We start from the raw sequence: 18,869 nt of genomic DNA, 5'->3' as shown, positions 1-18,869 counted from the left end.
CCGTACCGCCGACGAGAGGGCCATTCACCGAGCCTCTCCGCGTATCCCGCGACGGCGATTCACTGCCCACGGATGCCGCTACTCCCCACCCCTCGTTGGAGCTTGTCGATGTGCGGAATTGCAGGATGGGCCGACCTTGAACTCAACCTCGCCCAGGAGGTCTCCAGTGCCGAGCCGATGATCCGGTCCATGGCCTGCCGGGGTCCCGACGCCTCGGGAATCTGGGCCGGCCCGCACGCGATACTCGGGCACCGCCGGCTGTCCATCATCGACCTCGAAGGCGGCCGCCAGCCCATGCTCGAACCCAGGCGCGGTGCAAACGGCCCTTCGGTCGTGCTGAGTTACAGCGGCGAGGTGTACAACTTCCGTGAATTGCGTACGCAGCTGGAGGGACACGGGCACGCCTTCCGGACGCGTTCCGACACCGAGGTCGTGCTGCGCGCCTATGCCGAATGGGGTCCCGACTTCGTCGAGCGGCTCAACGGCATGTTCGCCTTCGCCCTGTGGGACGAGGTGGCGCAGCGTCTGATGCTGGTGCGCGACCGGCTCGGCATCAAGCCGGTGTACTTCGCACGCCTGGGCAGCGGGGTGCTCTTCGGCTCCGAGCCCAAGGCCCTGCTGGCGCACCCGGGGTTCTCCGCGTCCGCCGACCTTCAGGGGCTCGCGGACATGCTGGGCCTGACCAAGTCCCCGGGCAGCACGCCCTATCGGGGGATCGAGGAGGTCCCGCCGGGGTGCACGGTGACGCTGGACCGCAGCGGACTGCGCACCCGGCGCTACTGGAGCCTCGGCCGACGCGAGCACACCGACGACCTGAAGACGTCCGCGCACCGGGTGCGCGAGCTGCTCCAGGACACCGTGGTCCGCCAGATGGTCGCCGACGTCCCGTTGTGCAGCCTGCTCTCGGGCGGCCTGGACTCCAGTGTGCTGACGTCCCTGGCGTCCGCGGCCGAGGCCCGGGCCGGCGGGGGGCCGGTCAGGTCGTTCGCCGTGGACTTCGTGGGAAACGAGGCCGACTTCCAGGCCAGTGAGTTCCGTCCCGAGCGGGACTCCCCCTACGCCCTGGAGACAGCGCGCCACCTCGGCACCGACCATCACGTCATCGAGCTGTCGGCCGACGAGCTCACCCGGGACGACGCCCGCGGCGCCGTGCTGCGCGCCCACGATCTGCCGTTGACCTTCGGCGACGTGGACACCTCGCTGCACCTGCTCTTCCGCGGCATACGGCAGCACTCGACGGTCGCGCTGTCCGGGGAGTCCGCGGACGAGGTCTTCGGCGGCTACCTCTGGTTCCACGACCGGGCCGCCGTCGAGGCCGAGGCGTTCCCCTGGCTCAGCCGGATGCAACTGATCACCCCCGAGCTGCTGACCCCCGGATTCCGCGCGGCCACCCGCTTCGAGGAGTACCGGGCGGACAGCTACCGGCAGGCGCTCGCCGAGGTCGAGCACCTGCCGCACGAGGACGCCCGCGAGCGCCGGATGCGGGAGATCTGCCACCTCAACCTCACCCGATGGCTGCCGGTCCTGCTGGACCGCAAGGACCGCCTCAGCATGGCCGCAGGCCTGGAGGTGCGGGTCCCGTTCTGCGACCACCGGCTCGTGGAGTACGTCTACAACACGCCCTGGGACCTGAAGGCGCCCGGCGGCGAACCCAAGGGCCTGCTCAAGCGGGCCGCGGCGGGCCTGGTCCCGCAGTCCGTGATCGACCGCAGGAAGAGCCCGTACCCCACCACCGCCAACCACCTGTACGAGAAGGACCTGCGCAGCCGCGTCCAGGAACTCCTGGCGCGACCCGCCGCCCCCGTCTTCCAGATCGTCGATGCCACCGGGCTCGCCGGGCTCCTGAACCGCCCCGAGGGTTACTTCAACACCCAACTGCGGCGCAACAGCATGGAGACCGCGCTGTCCCTCGACTCATGGATGCGCGAATACGGCATCGCCCTCGCCTGACCCGCGGCCGGCCTCAACCGGCCGGTGGCCGGCGGACCTCGCCCGTGCCCAGTGCGATCACGGCGCGGGGCCGCATGGATTCCTCGCCGCGCCGGGAGAGCAGGACGATCTCCCCGACATCGGCCGGGAGTGTGCCGAGCCGGGCGGCGCACTCGGCGGCCAGGCTCTCGGGGTTCTGTGTGCGGCCGAGGGACAGGTGCGGGGTGAAGCGGCCTCCGCAGAGCGGGAAGCGGGACTCCAGCGCCCGGTGGAGCCGGGTCCACGGCGCGAGGCCCGCGGCGGCCGGGTCGAGCCACACCGTTGCGAAGTGGCGGTGCCGGAAGTACCGCACACCGGACAGCCGTGCCGTGAACGCCGGGCTCTCCGCCGCCCCGGCGGAGAGCAGCGGCACGGCCCGCGCGAACTCCTCCTCCGGCACGAAGCCGAACAGCAGGTTCACGTGCGGCGGCCACCGCCGCACCTGCGGGTCGTGCTCCCAGCGGATGTCCTGGATCGCCGGCCAGAGCCCCTGGGGCGGCAGCCATGCCACCGCCGTCCGGGGCGTAGGGTTCCCGTCCACACCACCATGGTCCGGCCCGCGCCCCGAAGGGGCGCGGTCTGTTGCATCGTGCGGCTCCGCCGCGTGGGCGCGACCAGCCACGACGCACCCGCACCCGCGACAACCCCACCCCCGGCGGAGCGCTACCGCTGGACCAGCGCGCGTGCCGCCCGGGCGATGTGGGTGCGGGAGATCCCGGCCTCGTCGAGGAGTTCGGCCGTGGTGCCGGAACCGGGGAGGACCGTGACGGCGAGGTGGGTGAGGGCGGGGGCCAGGCGCTGGGCGGTGAGGGCGGACTGGACGGCCTCGCCGAGGCCGCCTTCGGGGTGGTGGTCCTCGGCGACGACGAGCGCGCCGGTCTCGCGGGCGGCGCGGGCGAGCGTCTCGGTGTCGAGGGGTTTGACGGAGTACAGGTCGACGACGCGCGCACGGATCCCCTCGTCGGCCAACTGGTCGGCGGCGGCCAGGCATTCGTGGAGGGTGACGCCGGCGCCGACCAGGGTGACCGTGTCGCCGTCGCTGCGGCGCGGGGTCTTGGAGCCGCCGACGGGGAACGTCTCCCCGGGGGCGTACAGGACGGGGTAGGCGCCGCGCGTGGTGCGCAGGTAGGAGATGCCGGGCAGGTCGGCCATGGCGGCGGTCAGTGCCGTGGCGCAGGTCGCGTCACCGGGGTAGAGCACGGTGGAGCCGTGCACGGCGCGCATCATGGCGAGGTCCTCCAGGCCCATCTGGGAGGGGCCGTCGGCGCCGATCTCGACGCCGCAGTGGGATCCGGACAGGGCCACGGTGGCCTGGGAGACGGCTGCCATGCGGATGAAGTCGTGGGCGCGGGTGAGGAAGGCCGCGAAGGTGGCGGCGTACGCGCGGTAGCCGCGCGCGGCCATGCCGACGGCGGCGGCGATCATCTGCTGTTCGGCGATGTAGGTCTGGAAGTAGCGTTGCGGATACGCCTTCTTGAAGTCCTCGGTGTGGGTGGAGTTGCCCACCTCCGCATCGAGGACGACGACGTCGGGACGGGCCCCGAGGGCGGCCAGCGCCTTGCCGAAGGCGGATCGCGTGGCCACGGCCTCCCCGACGTCGTAGCGGGGCAGTTCGACGGGTCCGGCGGGTGGCTGCGACGTCCGCGCACCGGCCGGGGGCCTGGGCCCGCGGGCCAACAGGTGCCGTACGCCGCCGAGTTCCGTGACGGCCCGTGCGGCGAGCTCTTCAGGCAGCGGCTTGCCGTGCCAGCCTTCGCGATCGGCGACCTCGCTCACGCCCTGCCCCTTGACGGTCCTGGCGATGACGACGGTGGGGGCCTTCCCGTCGGACGCGGTGGCCAGGGCCCGGTCGACGGCGTCGAGGTCGTGGCCGTCCACCGTGATCGCGCGGCAGTCGAACGCCTCGACGCGACGGGCGTAGGCCGCGGTGTCCCAGCCCAGCTCGGTGGGACCGCACTGACCCAGGCGGTTGACGTCGACGACGGCGGTGAAGTTGGCCAGCCGGTGCCGCCCGGCCTTGTCGACCGCCTCCCAGACCGACCCCTCGGCCATCTCGCTGTCCCCGCACAGCGTCCACACCCGGTAGGGCTGCCCTTCCAGGTCGCGCCCGGCCAGGGCGATGCCGACGGCGTAGGCGATGCCCTGCCCCAGGGAGCCGGTGGCCACGTCCACCCACGGCAGCACCGGCGTGGGGTGCCCCTGCAGCCGGGCGCCGAAGCGCCGGTAGGTGTTCACCAGTTCGTCCTCGCCGACGACGCCCGCGGCCCGGAACATCGCATACAGCAACGGCGATGCGTGCCCCTTGGAGAAGACCAGGTGGTCGTTGGCCGGGTTGCCGGGGTCGTCCCAGTCGTAGCGCAGGTGGCGGGTCATCAGCACCGCCATCAGGTCGGCGGCCGACAGGCTCGACGTGGGGTGCCCGGACCCGGCCGAGGTGCTCGCGCGCACGGAGTCCACCCGCAGCTGTTGCGCCAGCTCGAAGACCCGGGACAGGTCGGCCTCGGGGCCGAGGGGCTCGGTGGGGGCCTGTGCCGTCATCGTGACTTCCTCTCGCCGGCCGCTCCGTCCATCCTCGCCGTCCGGCGCTCCCCCGGCGGCACGGGCTGGGCCGGACGGGTGCGGCTCCCGGACGGAGCAGCACCGCTGGCCGCCCGCCCGGGCGGGCAGTAGGAAGAGGGTGGGAACGGCGTCGCACCAGAGGGACACCGGAAGGACACCACAAGAAGCGGAGGAGCGGTCCGGGATGCAGATCGTGGTCGATCTCAATCGGTGCCAGGGGTACGCCCAGTGCGTGTTCCTCGCCCCGCAGGTGTTCGAACTGCACGGCGAGGAGGCCCTGTTGTACGTGCCCACGGTGCCCGAGGGCCAGGACGAGCAGGTGCTGCGCGCCGCGGCGGCCTGCCCGGTGCAGGCGATTCTGGTCGGGGAACAGGCGGGTGAGGGCGCCGGTGTCCGGTGAGATGCGTGACGGGCGGATCGTGATCGTCGGAGCGTCGCTGGCCGGGCTGCGCGCAGCCGAGACGCTCCGCGAGGAGGGGTTCGAGGGCGAGCTGACCCTGGTCGGGGACGAGCCGCATCCTCCCTACGACCGGCCGCCGTTGTCCAAGACGGTGCTGCTCGGCAGGGCGGGTGCCGAGCAGTGCGGGCTGCCGGCCCGCCGCGAGCTGGACGCGACCTGGAAGCTCGGCGTGGCCGCCACCGGGCTCGACCCCCTCGGCAAGAACGTGCTGCTGGCCGACGGCGAGCATCTGCCCTTCGACCGGCTCCTGATCACCACCGGCACCCGGGCCCGGCCCTGGCCGAACCCCGAAGAGGGCGCGCTGGAGGGGGTGTTCACGGTCCGCACGAGCGACGACTCCGCCCGCCTCGCCGCGGCCCTGGACGCCGGGCCCCGCCGCGTCCTGGTCATCGGTGCCGGGTTCACCGGCTCCGAAGTCGCCTCCGCGTGCCGGGAACGGGGCCTGGAGGTGACCGTCGCCGAGCGCGGCCGGGCGCCGCTGATCGGTGCGCTGGGCGGGACGGTCGCCGACTGGGCCACGAAGCTGCAGCTGTCGCACGGCGTCGACCTGCGCTGCGGGGTCACCGTGACCGCACTGAAGGGCAGCAAAGGCCGTCTCACCGGGGCCGAGCTCTCCGACGGGAGCCGGATCGAGGCCGACGTCGCCGTGGTCTGCCTGGGTGCGGTCCGCAACACCGAGTGGCTGGCCGACTCCGGCCTCGCGGCCGGACCCCGGGGCGTGGCCTGCGACGCGGGCTGCCGCGTCTTCAATATGTACGGCATCGTCACCGACGACGTCTTCGTCGCCGGCGACGTGGCCCGCTTCCCCCACCCGCTCTTCGAGTACCAGCTGATCGCCTTGGAGCACTGGGGCAACGCCGTCGCCCAGGCCGAGGTGGCCGCGCACAACATGATCAGCCCCGGTCCGCGCCGACGGCCCCACCTGGCCGTACCGTCCTTCTGGTCCGGCCAGTTCGGCCTCAACATCAAGTCCGTCGGCGTGCCGACCTTCTCCGACCAGGTGGTCATCGCCCAGGGCTCGCCGGACGAACGCCGCCTGGTCGCGGTCTACGGGCACCAGGGCCGCATCACCGCCGCGGTGGCCGTCAACCGGGCCAAGTGGCTGGAGCACTACGAGCGCCTGATCGAGACCGCGGCCCCGTTCCCGCCCGGACCCGGCGCCGCCGACCACCTCGCGGACAGCGAACCCGTGCCCTCCGACGTCCCGGACCCCCGGGTCCTCACGCACGGCCCGACCGTGGCCCTCACGGGCCATCTGCCGGACCGCCGCCTGACCCTGATCCGGCCCGCAGGCTGAACCCCAGGAGCCCGTCCGATGTCCTCCGAAACCCTCTTCCGCCGGATCACCGACTACGCCAACCGCGCCGCCCCCTACCCGCTCTACGCCGAACTCCGCGAGCACGGCGTGGCGCGGCAGGAGGACGGCCGGTACCTGGTGGGCACGTACCACGAGATCGAGGCGCTGCTCCACGACCCGCGCATCAGCTCCGACGTGCGCAACCGCACCGAGCCCGACCCCGACCTCGTGCCGACGGAGGGTCTGCCGCCCGCCTTCATCGGGCGCGACGACCCCGAGCACGACCGCCTCCGCCGCCTGGCCATGCGGCCCTTCGGCCCGCCCCACTCCCCCGGCCGGATCGACGCCCTGCGCGACGACATCGCCCGCATCGCCGGGCAACTGGCGGACGGACTCCGGGGCAAGGAGCGCCTCGACCTCGTCGACGACTTCGCCTTCCCGCTCCCCGTCACCGTCATCTGCGACCTGCTCGGCGTGCCGGCCGAGGACATCCCCCAGGTCCACACCTGGGCCGACACGGTCGTCAGCGGACTCGACTTCGCTCCCGGCGAGGAGCAGGCACCGCGCCGACGCGCCGCCCAGGAGGCCCGGATGGCGATGGGCCTGTACCTCGGCGGGCTCGCCGAGAAGCGGCGCGGCCATCCCACCGGCGACATGCTCTCCGCCCTGGCCAACGACGACGGACCCGACGGACGGCTCACCCAGGAAGAGCTGATGGTCACCACTGTCCTGCTCCTGATCGCCGGGCACGAGACCACCGTCAACCTCATCACCAACGGCATGCTCACCCTGCTCCGCAACCCCGAAGCACTCGAACGGCTGCGCAGGGAGCCGGAGTTGATGCCCAGTGCCGTGGAAGAGCTGCTGCGCTACGAACCCCCGGTGCAGTTCCTGCCCCAGCGCACCCCGCTCGCCGACATCGAGGTCGGCGGGGTCACGATCCCCGAGGGCGCCCCGCTGGTCCTCGTCCTGGCCTCCGGCAGCCGCGACCCCCTGCGCTTCGCCGACCCCGACCGCTTCGACCCCGCCCGCAAGGACAACGTGCACTTCGGCTTCGGCAGCGGCATCCACAACTGCTTCGGCGCACCGCTGGCCCGCCTGGAGACGCAGATCGCCCTGACGACGCTCATCAAGTGCCTCGATGGACCACGGCTGTTGGAGGATCCGCCGGAGTACCGCAACAGCCCGGTGCTGCGCGGCCCGCGCCACCTGCCCATCGGGCAGGCGGGGCGCTGAGCGGTCAGGGCAGCGACGGGGCCCGCGATCTCACTCCCCGTCCGGCTCCGTGCGGCGGCACACCAGTACCCCGGCGACCGCCGCCAGCCGTCCCGTGAGCGCACCGGCGTCGCCGCGGCCCTGCACCACCAGCGCGATCTCCACCACCTGCTCGGAATCGCGCCCGACGGGGCCGGAGACCGTACGCACTTCGTGCACGGAGAAGCCGGCCTGCGTGCACCGGTCCAGCAGTTCCCGCAGGAGGCCCCGCCCCTGGAGGTAGGCGATGCGGTACGCGGCCGTCGCACCGCCCGGGGACGGGAGGCGGGCCAGCGCGGGCCGCAGGACGTAGGAGATGGCGAGGTACGCCGCGACGGCCAGCGCGGCCAGCAGGGGCAGGCCGGCGGCAGCCGCCGCACCCACCGCCGCGGTCAGCCAGACCGTCGCCGCCGTCGTCAGCCCCTGCACCGAGCCGCGGTGGACGAAGATGACGCCCGCGCCGATGAATCCCAGCCCGGACACGATCTGGGCGGCAACCCGGGACGGGTCGAGCACCACCGTGCCGAGGTGCAGCACGTCGGTGAACCCGTACTTGCCCACGAGCATGAACACCGCTGCCGCACTGCCGACCGTGGTGTAGGTCCGCAGCCCGGCCGCCTTGTGCCGCAGCTGCCGTTCGATCCCGATGATCCCCGAGAGCAGCAACGCCTCCAGGAACTCGACGACCTGCACCCAGCTTTCACCGGCCGGCTCGACCACCTCTGCCAAAACTGCCATACCGGCTCAAACGACCGAAACCTCCGCGCGCTACGGCCGCCCTTCAACGAGTGCCGGCCGCCACCATGGTGCGCGGCGAGTCGACCAGCACGGCGCTGGCGCCCAGCTTCGCGGCGGCCGCCAGGTCGGCGGGCGTGTTCACCCCGAGCATCACGATCGGCAGACGGTGACCGCTGCCGGGCGCGGAGCGGAAGCAGGCGACGGACTCGCGGGTCCACAGCTGCGCGGTGACCGGGGAGTCGCCGGTGCCGAGCGTGAACTTCTCCTGGAGCGTCATCTGCCGCTTGATCTCGAATCCGGCCCACGAGGCGGCAGGGTTCGGCGTGCTCTTGCAGACGTGTTCGAGGGCGACTTCGGCCAGGCGTTGACGGGTCGCATCCCTGGACTCGGCGACCTGCGCCCCCGGCATGGCGGCCAGCAGCCGGGTCGCCTCCGCGTCCGTGGAGTACAGCCGGACTCTCCCCCATGCCTTCCGCTCGTTCAGCACGCGCGTGACGGCGTCGACGACGTGCCGGGCCGGGGTCTGCTTCAGGTCGAGGTAGACCTGCTTGTCCTGCGGGACGGCGTCCAGCGCGGCCTGGAGCGTGGGGATCGGGACGGGGTGCGAACGGTAGGGGTACGAACCGTCCGGGCCCTTGAAGTTGTAGCCGGCGTTCAGCCCGGCCAGCTCGTCCAGGGTCTTGTCGGCCACCGCCCCGGATCCGTCGGTCAGCGCGGACAGATCGGTGGGGCGGTAGAGCACCGGCACCCCGTCCTCGGTCGCCTGGACGCTCAGCCACTCACCGTCCGCCCCTGCCGCCAGGGACCGTTCGATGGCTTCCACGGTGTTCTCGGGCGCATCGCCCGTCCCCGCCCGGTGGGCGATGATCGCCGGCCCGGACCGCGCGGGTGCCGCACCCTTGCCGTCCGACCGGGCCGGCGCCGAGGTGCCGGCCGTCAGCGCGGGCACGGCACAGGCCAGGGCCACGGCTGTGGCACAGAGGGAATGTCTGGGAAACTTCATGGTCAGCTCCTGCTCGGGGCACGGGACTTCACACGCCGGGTGCGGAGCGTACCGAGATGCCGTGCCGTTCGAGCAGCGCCGCCGTCACCCCGTCTCCCGGCGCCAGCCTGCCGGTGAACGACCCGTCGTACACCGCGCCGCGCCCGCACGAGGGGCTGCGCGGCATCAGCAACGCCTCGGTGCAGCCTCCGTTCCGCGCCGCCGCGAGGGCGCGTCGCGCCCCGTCCACGAACTCTGCGGTCACGTCGCGCCCGGTGTCCTCGACGACCCGTGCCGTCCCGTCGAGCACGTCGTGCCCGTCGCCGCCCACGAGTTCCGCGGGCCGCCGCGGTGTCACGAGCCCGCCCGCGACCTCCGGACAGAACGAGACGACCTCGCGGCCGGCCACGGCCTCCTCGGTCTCCGGCGACATCTTGTGACGTCCGTCGAAGCGGCACGGGACTCCGCGCAGACACGCGCTGACCAGGATTGCTTCCATGCCGCCAGGCTAGCCGTGACGGGATGCGCAGCCGTACTGCCCTGCCTGAGGCACCCTACCGGGGCCCGTGCGTCACCCCTATGCTCCAGCGCACCATCCAACCCTTCACTCACACCAGGGAGTTGTCGGAGCTGTGGAACGTACGGGCACTACCCGCAGAGGTTTCATCGGCGGCGCGACGGCCGTCGCCGCCACGGCGGCGCTGAGCGGGACGGCGCGGGCCGCGGGCCGCGCCGCCGGCGGCCGGTCCGTCGCCGTGCTCGGCGGCGGGGTCGCCGGGCTGACGGCCGCGCACGAACTCGCCGAGCGCGGTTACACGGTGACGGTGTACGAGCGCAAGGACGCCCTGGGCGGCAAGGCGCGCAGCATGGACGTCCCCGGCACCGGAAGCGGCGGCCGCAGACCCTTACCCGGGGAGCACGGCTTCCGCTTCATACCGGGCATCTACCAAAATCTGCCGGACACGCTGCGCCGCATCCCCTTCCCCGGCAACCCGAACGGCTGCTGGGACAACCTGATCGCGCCGAGCGAGACGCTGGTCGCCCGCACCGGGCGCGAGGACATCCGGATCCCCATCCCCGGCGGCGGGCGCCGGCCGTCCCCGCTCACCCCGGACGAGCTGCGGCGGACGCTCGTGGGCTTCCTCGAGACCGCCTTCCGCGTGCCCGGCTACGAAGTCGCGTACTTCGCGGACCGGTTCCTGGTCTGGCTCACCAGCTGCGAGCAGCGGCGGACGCAGGACTGGGAGAACGTGCCGTGGTGGGAGTTCACCCGGGCCGCGCGCATGTCCGCCGACTACCAGCGGCTGCTGTGCATCGGCCTCACCCGCAACATCGTGGCGACCAAGGCCGAGGTGGCGAGCACCAGGACGGTGGCGACCCTCGGTGAGGCGTTCGTCTTCAACGCCCTCGGCCTGGGCGGGGACGGGGCCATCGACCGGCTGCTCAACGCGCCCACCGACGAGGCGTGGATCGGCCCGTGGGTGACGTATCTGCGTTCCCTGGGCGTGGAGTTCCGTACCGGATGGGCGGTGCGGGACCTGCGGCTGGAGGCTGGGCGGATCACCGGGGCCGTCCTCGAAGGCGCGGACGGCGCCCGGCACACCGCCGAGGCCGACTGGTTCGTCTCCGCGATGCCCGTCGAACACGCCCGTACGACGTGGAACGCGGACGTGCGGGCGGCGGATCCGCAGCTGGCCCGCTGCGACAAGCTGCGCACGGACTGGATGACGGGCATCCAGTTCTACCTCTCCGAGCCCACTCCCATCGTCAACGGCCACATCAACCACATCGATTCGCCATGGTCGCTCACCTCCATCTCCCAGGCCCAGTTCTGGTCCGGTCACGACTTCCGGCGGGACTTCGGCGACGGCACGGCCGCCGACTGCCTCTCCTGCGACATCTCCGAGTGGGACAAGCCGGGCATCCTCTACGGCAAGACGGCCAAGCAGTGCACCCGCGAGGAGGTGGCCAAGGAGGTGTGGGCCCAGCTGAAGGCGGGTCTCAACGACACGGGCCGCACGGTCCTGAAGGACTCCGTCCTGCACTCCTGGTTCCTGGACCCGGCCGTACAGCTCGGCGGCGGCCGGGCCGCCAACGACGAACAGCTGCTCATCCATCCCGTCGGCACCTGGCCCAACCGCCCGACCTCCCACACCGCCATCCCCAACTTCTTCCTCTCCGGCGACTACGTCCGCGTCGACATCGACCTGGCGACGATGGAGGGCGCCAACGCCTCCGCCCGGCAGGCCGTCAACGCCCTGCTGGACGAGGCCGGTTCGGGGGCGGAGCGGTGCACGGTGACACCGCTGTACCGGCCGCGGGAGCTGGAGGGTTTCAAGCAGCGGGACCACCTGCGGTGGCTGCTGGGGCTGCGGAACGTCTTCGACGTGGGGTGACCCGGCCCCCGGAGGCTGGCCGGATGCGGGCTTGCCCGCATCCGGCGGGGCCTGGTGAGGTGATCGTCATGTCGGTGGACAACTCCCCGGGTTCCGGCGGCCGGAGCCTGCTCACGCTGGACGACTACCGGGCCGCGGCCCGTCCGTTGGTCGAGCCCTCGGCGTGGGACTACGTCGACGGGGGCAGCGGCGACGAGACGACCCTGCGCGAGAACGCGACCGGCTACCGCCGCTATCGGCTGCGCCCGCGCGTCCTCGTCGACGTCTCGCGCTGCGACATGCGCACCACGCTGCTCGGCTCCCCGGTCGCCCTGCCCCTCGCGGTCGCCCCCATGGCCTTCCAGGGCCTGGTCACGCACGAGGCCGAACGGGCCTGTGCCCGCGGCGCGGGAGCGGCGGGCGCGCTGATGGTGGTCAGCACGTTCGCCACCACGCGGCTGGAGGACGTCGCGCGGGCGGCGACGGGGCCGCTGTGGATGCAGCTGTACGTCTTCCGGGACCGTGCGATCAGCGAGGACCTGGTGAAGAGGGCCGAGGCCGCCGGGTACCGGGCGATCGTCGTCACCGTGGACGCTCCCGTCCAGGCGCGCCGGACACGGGACTTGCGCAACGCCTTCGCCCTGCCCCCGGGCCTGGCGCCGGCGAACTTCCCCCAGGGCCCCGCCGACGGCTCGTCCGCCGAGGTGGCCGCGCGGGTGGCACGGCTCATCGACCCCGCCCTCACCTGGGACGACCTGGCCTGGCTGCGTTCGCTGACCCGGCTTCCGATCGTCCTGAAGGGCGTGCTGACCGCCGAGGACGCGGCGCGCGCAGCCGAGTCGGGAATCGCCGGAATCGTGGTGTCCAACCACGGCGGCCGCCAGCTGGACGGCTCGGTCACCGCGCTCGAAGCGCTCCCCGAGGTGGTCTCCGCCGTCGCGGGACGCTGCGAGGTCCTGGTCGACGGAGGCGTCCGCCGCGGCTCGGACGTACTGGTCGCCCTGGCCCTGGGCGCCCGGGCCGTCCTGGTGGGGCGGCCCGTGCTCTGGGGCATGGCCGTCTCGGGGGCCGAGGGCGCACGGGACGTGCTGTCCCTCCTCGCCGCCGAACTGGAAACCGCCATGGCCCTCTGCGGCCGCCCCGACCTCGCATCGGTGGACCCGGGCCTGCTGCTCGGCTGACGGCGGCGGGGTGAGGGTCAGTGGGCTGCGTGGATGCAGAAGGGCCGGCCGGACGGGTCGAGCAGGACGGTCCAGTGCTCGCCGCCGGGCTGGTGGCCGGGCTTGGTGGCGCCCAGTTCCAGCAGGCGCTTCCCGGCCTCGGTGACGTCGGGGAAGGAGAAGTCCATGTGGAACGGGAGCTCGTCCTCGGGCCAGTCGGGAGCCCGGTAGGAGGGGGACGTGTAGAAGAGGTACATCGCCCCGTTGACGTAAAAGCCGCAGGCGGCCTCGTTGCCGGCCTCGTCGGGGTACGTCTCGGTGACGGTGGCGCCCAGGGCGGTGGCGTAGAAGTCGGCCAGGGTCCGGCCGTCGCGGGCCCACAGCGCGTGACACATGATCGTCCCGTTCAGGGGCCCGCCGGTGCTCGTCGTCATGGTCAGCGGACGACCTTGATGCCGAAGTGGCCGCCGAACTGCCGGCCCGCCCCCGCCGACCGCATCCGCGCCCGCGCACCGGGCCTGGCCACGCGCCTGCAGCCGGTCGACGGGCACACCTGCCGCGTCGACGCCTCCGACGGCCACCTCCCCCGCATCGCCCGGACCCTCGCCGGCCTCGACGCCGACTACACCCTCGACGCCGACCCCGATGTCGTCGCCCACCTCCGCGCCGCCGCCGAGCGGGCCTTGAACGCGGTGCGGTGACGGGGGCTACGGGTGTCGTCCACCACCCCCACTGCGTCGAGTACCTGTTGCCGGCTCGGCCTTGGCGGACAGAGAGGCTGGAGCTTCCCACGGGTTACGAGCACGGATGAGCACCGCCAAGGTGGTCCGAGCCTCCCGCCGCCTCGTGGGGCGCCGCGCAAAAGTGGCGGTCAACGCAAGAACGGTGACTGTTACCGCGTACAGGGCAACACCGACCGCAGACAGAAGCCCGATGTTCACCGGGCCACGCACCTTTCTTCCCCCCACTCAGGTACGCCCGGTCACACGACCGGGGTGCGTTCTGCGTCTTCACCATACGGCACCCGACAACCCGAGCCCAGCGCAGGCGACTTGCCATCGACAACTCGCGCGGATCCCCTCCGCTTCCTGCCGATCAGCCGCCCGCCCCCGCACGGGCGGCCTCACCGCCCCCCTCTGCTCACCCCTCGGCCCCGTCACGCAAACGCGCTGTGCCCCGTTATCGACTTGCCGACGATGAGGGTGTTCATCTCCCGGGTCCCCTCGAAGGAGTAGACCGCCTCCGCATCGGCGAAGAACTTGGCGATCTCGTACTCGAGAACGATGCCGTTACCGCCGAAGAGTTCACGGGCCCAGGCGACGCATTCGCGCATCCGAGTCGTGGTGAACGCCTTGGCGAGAGCGGCCTGTTCGGCGCTGTCCCGCCCGGCCGCGGCGAGTTGGTTGAGGCGGACGACCATGCCGAACATGGCGGTGATATTGCCGAGCATCTTCACCAGCAGATCCTGGATCAGCTGGAAGGAGCCGATGGGCTTGCCGAACTGCACACGCGTGGCCGCGTATTCGCGGGCGAGTTCGTAGGCGCGTACCGCGACCGCCAGTGCCTGCCAGGCCACTCCGCCCCGCGTGCGCGCCAGGACGGCGGCGGTGTCGCGGAAGCTGCCGACCTTCTGCAGGCGGTTCGCCTCGGGGACCCGTACCCCGTCGAGGGTGATGTCGGCGTTCTGCACGGTCCGCAGCGCGATCTTGCCCTCGATCTTGGTGGCGGTGAACCCGGGGGTGCCCTTCTCCACCACGAATCCCTTGACGTTGCCGTCGGCCGTGTCGCGGGCCCAGACCACCACGAGGTCGGCGAAGGTGCCGTTGCCGATCCACCGCTTGGCGCCGTCGAGGACCCAGGTGTCGCCCTCGCGCCGGGCGGTGGTGCGCATGCCGCCCGCGACGTCGGAGCCGCCCTCGGGCTCGGTCAGGGCGAAGGCGCCGATCTTCTTCATCGCGGCCATGTCCGGCAGCCAGCGGTCCCTCTGTTCCTGGCTGCCGCCGCCGTGAATGCTGCCCATGGCCAGTCCGGTGTGGACTCCGGAGAAGACCGCCAACGACGGGTCGACGCGGTTGAGTTCCAGGCTGAGGAATCCGGAGAACAGTTCACTGCGGCGACGGCCGTCGCCGTACTCGGGGTAGGCGTAACCGGCCAGCTGGAGCTTGGCCATCTTCTCGATCACTTCGAAGGGGAATTCCGCCCGGTCCCAGGCGGCGTTGGCCAGCGGCTTGATCTCGCTTTCCAAGTAATCCCGAACAGTGGCCAGTTCGGCCCGTTCCGCATCACTGAGCAGATCGGCGTATCCGAAGAAATCAGGCGTGGGGTTGGCAGGCTTGGGCATGGGTGACTCCTCTGCAGTCGGTTCAGTGGTCCAACGCGGCGTTCAGCGCGAGCTGTTTGCGGTCACGGAGCGTGGCGCGCTGCCGGTACGCCTCGGGGCCGTCCCCGTACGCCGCCTCCGTCTGGCGGACGAGCGTGGCGACGGCATCGGCGTCCAGCTCCGGGCGGCCGAGGCGCTGCCAGCCCTCGGCGAGGCCGGGACCCAGGTGCTGCATCATGTGCCGGATGCCGCCGGGACCGCCGCCGAGGTGGAAGCTCTCGAAGGGGCCGATGGCGGCGTAACGGCCGCCCAATGAAGCCTTCATGAGCGTGTCGAGCTCCCCGGCGTCGACCACGCCGCTGAGGACGAGGTGGATCGCCTCCTGGAGCACCGCGCCCTGCAGCCGGTTGGCCGCGAATCCGGGGAGCTCCTTGTGCAGTCGCACGGGCGTCTTGCCCAGCGCCCGGTAGCAGGCGATGGCCGCCTCCACGGTCTGCTCCGCGGTGCGCTCGCCCGGCACGATCTCCACGAGCGGGACGATGTGCGGCGGGTTGAAGGGGTGCGCGACCAGCAACCGCGCGGCGGCCCCGTCCGGCAGCTGCTCCGCGATCCGGGTGGCGACGATGCCGGAGCTGGAGGTGGCCAGCAGCGCGCCGGCCGGGGCGTGCCGGGCGATGTCGGCGAAGAGCCGCTGCTTGAACTCCAGCTTTTCCGGGCCGTTTTCCTGCACCAGCTGCGCCCCGGCCACGGCCTCGGCCGGGTCGTGGGTGGTACGGATGCGTCCGCGCAGGTCCGGCACGGTGCTGCCGGGCAGACCGGCGGCGAGCATCGGCAGCGCCTCGTCGACGGCCGCGTCCAGGTCGTCCCGCGGATCGGTGACGGTCACGTCGTGTCCGTACGCGGCGAACAGTGCGGCCCATGCGAGGCCGATCGTGCCGGCACCGACGACAGCGGTGTTCATGAGAGCCCCTCCTCGGTCAGGTAGTCGTGCACCGGAACGACCCGGTCCAGCGTGAGATCCGTGACGATGTGGCTCGCCGAGACGACCTCGCGCACCGGCAGGTCCGCCAGCGGCGCCAGTACGTGCGCGAAGAGCTGCAGCCGCGCGGGCCCGGTGTGGGCCTCCTTGATCACGAGATCGGTGATCTGCGTGCGGACGAGTTCGCAGACGCGCGGCGAACCGTCGTAGTCCGGAACGGTCTTGAGCATGTACGTGGGCACGGCGATCTGCTCGCGCGCGAGTGCGAGGTCCATCGGGTGGTGCTTGTAGCCCATCGTGGCGGTGGCCACCCGGACGCTCCCGTAGTCCAGCGTCCCGACCAGTGCGGCGTGGTCGGCGTACAGGGCCGGGGTGCCCATCGCCTTCGGATAGGCGCTCACCTCGCGGCCCGCGGCGGTGGCCGCGAAGCTGTCCAGGTACATGGCGTGCAGGTACTCGCCGTGCTCGTCCCCGTACCGCACCGGGATCGCCTGCCCGGCCTCGACATAGGGGCCGTAGCTGGTGACGTCGCCCATCTTCATGACCTCGAACCGCACCAGCGGTTCGTCCACGTCGACGGCCAGCGGCTCGGGCACCACGGCCCGCAGCGCCTCGGGGTCGGTGCGGTAGACGATGCTGAGGTACTCGCGGTCGGTGAAACGGACGGCGGCGGGGGCGTACGCGGGGGCTGTGGCCGGGGTGTTGAGTGTCCGCAGGATCTGTGCGCGGTTCATCGTCCGCTCCACTGCGGGGCGTGCTTCTCGACGAAGGCGCGCACACCTTCGGCGAAGTCGGCCGAGCGCAGCAGCGTGCCGATCTCGGCGGCCGATGCATCGAATGCCTCCGACTCCGGGGCTCCGTCGGCCTGTTGGACGGTCCTCTTCACCGCGGCCAGGGCCAGCGGCGCGTTGGCCGCGATCTCCTCGGCGAGCTCCAGGGCAGCCGGCAGCGCCTGCCCGTCGGGGGCGACGTGGTTCACGACGCCGAGGTCGCGGGCACGTTCGGAGGTGACCGTGCGGCCGGTGAGGAGGAGCTCCATCGCCAGGTGGTGGGGGATGCGCCTGGGGAGGCGTACGACTCCCCCGCCGCCGGCGATCAGGCCGCGCTTGACCTCGGGGAGGGCGAAGCGGGCGCCCTCGGCGGCGACCACCAGGTCGCAGGCCAGGGCGAGTTCGAAGCCGCCGCCCAGGGCGTGGCCTTCGACGGCCGCGACGAGCGGCTTGGTGGTACGGGCCTCGGTGAGCCCGGCGAAGCCCTTGCCGGGGACGGTCACCTGTTCGCCGCGGGCGGCGGCCTTGAGGTCCATGCCCGCGCAGAAGGTGCCGTCCGCGCCGGTGAGGACGCCGACCCGCAGGCCGGGTTCGGTCTCCAGGCGGTCGACGGCGGCGGCGATGCCCTGGGCGACCTCGGCGTTCACGGCGTTGCGGGCCTGCGGCCGGTCGATCGTGACGACGAGGGCGCTGCCGACGACGTCCGTACGGACTGTGCTGTTCATCGCCGCACCTCACCGCGGGCGAGTTCGGCGAGCACCTCGTCGGTGTGCTGGCCGGGCAGCGGCGCATGCCGGCGCACCGTGGCCGGGGTGGCGGAGAACGCCAGCGGGATGCCGACCACCCGGTAGGCGCCCTCACTGGGGTGCTCTGCGACGTCCAGCAGATGTCCCCCTTGCACGTACGGGTCCTCGGCGGCCTCGTCGAGCCGCAGCACGGGGCCGAAGGGGATGCTGTGCTTGGTGCACACCTCCGCCCACTGTGCGGTGGTGAGTTCGGGCGTCACCGTCTCCAGCAGCTCGGCCAGGGCCTCGCCGTCGCGCACGGAGTCGATGAACTCGCCGTTGACGCGCGGGTCCTCGGCCAGGTCGGGGCGCCCGGCCGCGGCGAACAGGTCGCGGAAGTTCTGCGGGCTGTACGGGATGACCATCGCCAGGCCGTCCTTGGTCGGACGGGCCCGGTGCCCCTTGTTCATCGACAGCGGGAAGCCGGTCGGTCCCATCGGCGGCTCGAAGGTGCGGCCCTGGAGGTGCTCGACCAGGTTGAACGCCAACAGCGTGTCCACCATGGGAATTTCGATCTGCTGTCCGCGGCCGGTCGCGCGCTGGTGGACGAGGGCGGCCAGTGCCGCGTACACGATCGTCAGGGCGGCGACCTTGTCGCCGAAGATGCTCGGCAGCACGACCGGCGCCCCCACGTCGCCGGCGCGCTGCGCGAGGTCCAGCAGCCCGGAGGCGGCCTGCACCGTCTCGTCGTACGCGGCCAGCCGGGCCCGGTCGGAGTCCGAACGGAAGCCCTGTGCATGGGCGTGGACGAGGCGGGGGTTGGCGGCGGCGAGGCTGTCGTAGTCCATGCCCAGGCGGCGCAGGGCGTCGATGCGCATGTTGGTGATCAGGATGTCGGCGGTGCCGATCAGTTCGAGGGCCTTGGCGCGGTCGCCCTCGTCCTTGAGGTTGAGCGTCACGCTGCGCTTGTTGCGGTTGACGTTGAGGTTCAGGGGCGTCATGCCGGGCGTGCGGTGCAGTGCGCCGACCCGCACGGTGTCGTTCGGCGACTCGATCTTGATGACGTCGGCGCCGAGGTCGCCGAGGATCTGCGCGGCGTACGGGCCCATCACCACCGTGGCCATGTCGATGACGCGCACTCCGGCCAACGGGCCGGCTGTTTCTTCTTTTCCAGCGGATTCCATTGCCACTCCATTGACGGAAACGGGACCGGGATCTCGTGGAAAACGCTAGTCCGGGGCGATGGAGAAACCCAAGCGATCAGTGACACCGGTGCACGAAA

At 72.1% G+C, this 18,869-nt stretch carries 18 protein-coding genes; 7 read left to right on the top strand and 11 right to left on the bottom strand.

The annotated features are described in order from the left end of the window. The first annotated feature begins 108 nt into the window (after nt 1-108). Nucleotides 109-1,950, top strand: coding sequence for an asparagine synthase (glutamine-hydrolyzing) (gene asnB, locus ACLHRZ_RS04375; protein ID WP_490416892.1), 1,842 nt, complete (start codon nt 109-111; stop codon nt 1,948-1,950). Nucleotides 1,951-1,963: 13 nt separating this feature from the next. Here asnB and ACLHRZ_RS04370 read toward each other — a convergent pair whose 3' ends face one another. Both ACLHRZ_RS04370 and ACLHRZ_RS04365 read right to left on the bottom strand, forming a co-directional pair. After that, nucleotides 1,964-2,509 carry a 2'-5' RNA ligase family protein gene (locus tag ACLHRZ_RS04370; protein WP_490416891.1) on the bottom strand — a complete coding sequence of 182 codons (546 nt, stop codon included), beginning with the start codon at nt 2,507-2,509 and terminating at the stop codon, nt 1,964-1,966. Between the two features lie 122 nt (nt 2,510-2,631). Then, nucleotides 2,632-4,506, bottom strand: a complete 1,875-nt coding sequence (locus ACLHRZ_RS04365) for a transketolase (RefSeq protein ID WP_490416890.1) — start codon at nt 4,504-4,506, stop codon at nt 2,632-2,634. A 205-nt stretch (nt 4,507-4,711) separates the two neighbouring features. On the opposite strand from ACLHRZ_RS04365, the gene ACLHRZ_RS04360 reads away from it, so the two are divergent. Genes ACLHRZ_RS04360 through ACLHRZ_RS04350 form a run of 3 tightly spaced genes read left to right on the top strand, consistent with a single transcriptional unit; the run spans nt 4,712 to nt 7,520 of the window. After that, nucleotides 4,712-4,927: a ferredoxin gene (locus ACLHRZ_RS04360; protein WP_490416889.1), complete on the top strand. Its 216-nt coding sequence runs from the start codon at nt 4,712-4,714 to the stop codon at nt 4,925-4,927. Next, on the top strand, nt 4,917-6,284 hold the full coding sequence (locus ACLHRZ_RS04355) for an NAD(P)/FAD-dependent oxidoreductase (RefSeq protein ID WP_490416888.1): 1,368 nt from the start codon (nt 4,917-4,919) through the stop codon (nt 6,282-6,284). The genes ACLHRZ_RS04360 and ACLHRZ_RS04355 overlap by 11 nt, the downstream gene beginning before the upstream one ends. An 18-nt stretch (nt 6,285-6,302) precedes the next feature. Next, nucleotides 6,303-7,520: a cytochrome P450 gene (locus ACLHRZ_RS04350; RefSeq protein WP_490416887.1), complete on the top strand. Its 1,218-nt coding sequence runs from the start codon at nt 6,303-6,305 to the stop codon at nt 7,518-7,520. Between the two features lie 30 nt (nt 7,521-7,550). Here the strand turns inward: ACLHRZ_RS04350 and ACLHRZ_RS04345 are convergent, their stop codons facing one another. Genes ACLHRZ_RS04345 through ACLHRZ_RS04335 form a run of 3 tightly spaced genes read right to left on the bottom strand, consistent with a single transcriptional unit; the run spans nt 7,551 to nt 9,757 of the window. Beyond that, the gene (locus ACLHRZ_RS04345; RefSeq protein WP_490416886.1) at nt 7,551-8,276 is read right to left on the bottom strand and encodes an MgtC/SapB family protein; all 726 of its coding nucleotides are present in this window, start codon (nt 8,274-8,276) and stop codon (nt 7,551-7,553) included. A 43-nt stretch (nt 8,277-8,319) separates the two neighbouring features. Beyond that, on the bottom strand, nt 8,320-9,279 hold the full coding sequence (locus ACLHRZ_RS04340) for a glycerophosphodiester phosphodiesterase family protein (protein ID WP_490416885.1): 960 nt from the start codon (nt 9,277-9,279) through the stop codon (nt 8,320-8,322). Between the two features lie 28 nt (nt 9,280-9,307). Beyond that, on the bottom strand, nt 9,308-9,757 hold the full coding sequence (locus tag ACLHRZ_RS04335) for a 2-thiouracil desulfurase family protein (protein WP_490416884.1): 450 nt from the start codon (nt 9,755-9,757) through the stop codon (nt 9,308-9,310). Nucleotides 9,758-9,890: 133 nt separating this feature from the next. Between ACLHRZ_RS04335 and ACLHRZ_RS04330 the strand changes: the two genes are divergently transcribed. Further along, nucleotides 9,891-11,654 carry a hydroxysqualene dehydroxylase gene (locus ACLHRZ_RS04330; protein WP_490416883.1) on the top strand — a complete coding sequence of 588 codons (1,764 nt, stop codon included), beginning with the start codon at nt 9,891-9,893 and terminating at the stop codon, nt 11,652-11,654. A gap of 68 nt (nt 11,655-11,722) precedes the next feature. Continuing rightward, complete coding sequence (locus ACLHRZ_RS04325) at nt 11,723-12,814, top strand: alpha-hydroxy acid oxidase (protein WP_490416882.1); 1,092 nt, start codon at nt 11,723-11,725, stop codon at nt 12,812-12,814. A gap of 17 nt (nt 12,815-12,831) precedes the next feature. Here ACLHRZ_RS04325 and ACLHRZ_RS04320 read toward each other — a convergent pair whose 3' ends face one another. Next, nucleotides 12,832-13,227 carry a VOC family protein gene (locus ACLHRZ_RS04320; protein WP_490416881.1) on the bottom strand — a complete coding sequence of 132 codons (396 nt, stop codon included), beginning with the start codon at nt 13,225-13,227 and terminating at the stop codon, nt 12,832-12,834. 18 nt (nt 13,228-13,245) lie between these two features. Between ACLHRZ_RS04320 and ACLHRZ_RS04315 the strand changes: the two genes are divergently transcribed. Beyond that, nucleotides 13,246-13,494 (top strand): hypothetical protein, encoded by a 249-nt coding sequence (locus tag ACLHRZ_RS04315; RefSeq protein ID WP_490416880.1) that lies wholly within the window; start codon nt 13,246-13,248, stop codon nt 13,492-13,494. Between the two features lie 455 nt (nt 13,495-13,949). Here ACLHRZ_RS04315 and ACLHRZ_RS04310 read toward each other — a convergent pair whose 3' ends face one another. Genes ACLHRZ_RS04310 through ACLHRZ_RS04290 form a run of 5 tightly spaced genes read right to left on the bottom strand, consistent with a single transcriptional unit; the run spans nt 13,950 to nt 18,771 of the window. Continuing rightward, complete coding sequence (locus ACLHRZ_RS04310; RefSeq protein ID WP_490416879.1) at nt 13,950-15,134, bottom strand: acyl-CoA dehydrogenase family protein; 1,185 nt, start codon at nt 15,132-15,134, stop codon at nt 13,950-13,952. A gap of 22 nt (nt 15,135-15,156) precedes the next feature. Continuing rightward, nucleotides 15,157-16,074 carry a 3-hydroxyacyl-CoA dehydrogenase NAD-binding domain-containing protein gene (locus ACLHRZ_RS04305; protein ID WP_490416878.1) on the bottom strand — a complete coding sequence of 306 codons (918 nt, stop codon included), beginning with the start codon at nt 16,072-16,074 and terminating at the stop codon, nt 15,157-15,159. After that, complete coding sequence (locus tag ACLHRZ_RS04300; RefSeq protein WP_490416877.1) at nt 16,071-16,826, bottom strand: acetoacetate decarboxylase; 756 nt, start codon at nt 16,824-16,826, stop codon at nt 16,071-16,073. The genes ACLHRZ_RS04305 and ACLHRZ_RS04300 overlap by 4 nt, the downstream gene beginning before the upstream one ends. Beyond that, nucleotides 16,823-17,587: a crotonase/enoyl-CoA hydratase family protein gene (locus tag ACLHRZ_RS04295; RefSeq protein ID WP_490416876.1), complete on the bottom strand. Its 765-nt coding sequence runs from the start codon at nt 17,585-17,587 to the stop codon at nt 16,823-16,825. The genes ACLHRZ_RS04300 and ACLHRZ_RS04295 overlap by 4 nt, the downstream gene beginning before the upstream one ends. Then, nucleotides 17,584-18,771, bottom strand: a complete 1,188-nt coding sequence (locus ACLHRZ_RS04290) for a CaiB/BaiF CoA transferase family protein (protein ID WP_490416875.1) — start codon at nt 18,769-18,771, stop codon at nt 17,584-17,586. The genes ACLHRZ_RS04295 and ACLHRZ_RS04290 overlap by 4 nt, the downstream gene beginning before the upstream one ends. Nucleotides 18,772-18,869 lie beyond the last annotated feature (98 nt).

Source organism: Streptomyces sp. AM25, assembly GCF_058146165.1.
The sequence above is the reverse complement of the archived record's forward strand: the minus strand, read 5'-3'. Positions and strand labels throughout refer to the sequence as shown.

Bases quoted from the DNA above. Each gene is read 5' to 3' on its own strand.
- ACLHRZ_RS04300 (WP_490416877.1), bottom strand. From the start codon at position 16,826: ATGAACCGCGCACAGATCCTGCGGACACTCAACACCCCGGCCACAGCC.
- ACLHRZ_RS04340 (WP_490416885.1), bottom strand. From the start codon at position 9,279: ATGAAGTTTCCCAGACATTCCCTCTGTGCCACAGCCGTGGCCCTGGCC.
- ACLHRZ_RS04290 (WP_490416875.1), bottom strand. From the start codon at position 18,771: ATGGAATCCGCTGGAAAAGAAGAAACAGCCGGCCCGTTGGCCGGAGTG.
- ACLHRZ_RS04320 (WP_490416881.1), bottom strand. From the start codon at position 13,227: ATGACGACGAGCACCGGCGGGCCCCTGAACGGGACGATCATGTGTCAC.
- asnB (WP_490416892.1), top strand. From the start codon at position 109: ATGTGCGGAATTGCAGGATGGGCCGACCTTGAACTCAACCTCGCCCAG.
- ACLHRZ_RS04305 (WP_490416878.1), bottom strand. From the start codon at position 16,074: ATGAACACCGCTGTCGTCGGTGCCGGCACGATCGGCCTCGCATGGGCC.
- ACLHRZ_RS04360 (WP_490416889.1), top strand. From the start codon at position 4,712: ATGCAGATCGTGGTCGATCTCAATCGGTGCCAGGGGTACGCCCAGTGC.
- ACLHRZ_RS04365 (WP_490416890.1), bottom strand. From the start codon at position 4,506: ATGACGGCACAGGCCCCCACCGAGCCCCTCGGCCCCGAGGCCGACCTG.
- ACLHRZ_RS04350 (WP_490416887.1), top strand. From the start codon at position 6,303: ATGTCCTCCGAAACCCTCTTCCGCCGGATCACCGACTACGCCAACCGC.
- ACLHRZ_RS04315 (WP_490416880.1), top strand. From the start codon at position 13,246: ATGCCGAAGTGGCCGCCGAACTGCCGGCCCGCCCCCGCCGACCGCATC.
- ACLHRZ_RS04335 (WP_490416884.1), bottom strand. From the start codon at position 9,757: ATGGAAGCAATCCTGGTCAGCGCGTGTCTGCGCGGAGTCCCGTGCCGC.
- ACLHRZ_RS04310 (WP_490416879.1), bottom strand. From the start codon at position 15,134: ATGCCCAAGCCTGCCAACCCCACGCCTGATTTCTTCGGATACGCCGAT.
- ACLHRZ_RS04295 (WP_490416876.1), bottom strand. From the start codon at position 17,587: ATGAACAGCACAGTCCGTACGGACGTCGTCGGCAGCGCCCTCGTCGTC.
- ACLHRZ_RS04345 (WP_490416886.1), bottom strand. From the start codon at position 8,276: ATGGCAGTTTTGGCAGAGGTGGTCGAGCCGGCCGGTGAAAGCTGGGTG.
- ACLHRZ_RS04325 (WP_490416882.1), top strand. From the start codon at position 11,723: ATGTCGGTGGACAACTCCCCGGGTTCCGGCGGCCGGAGCCTGCTCACG.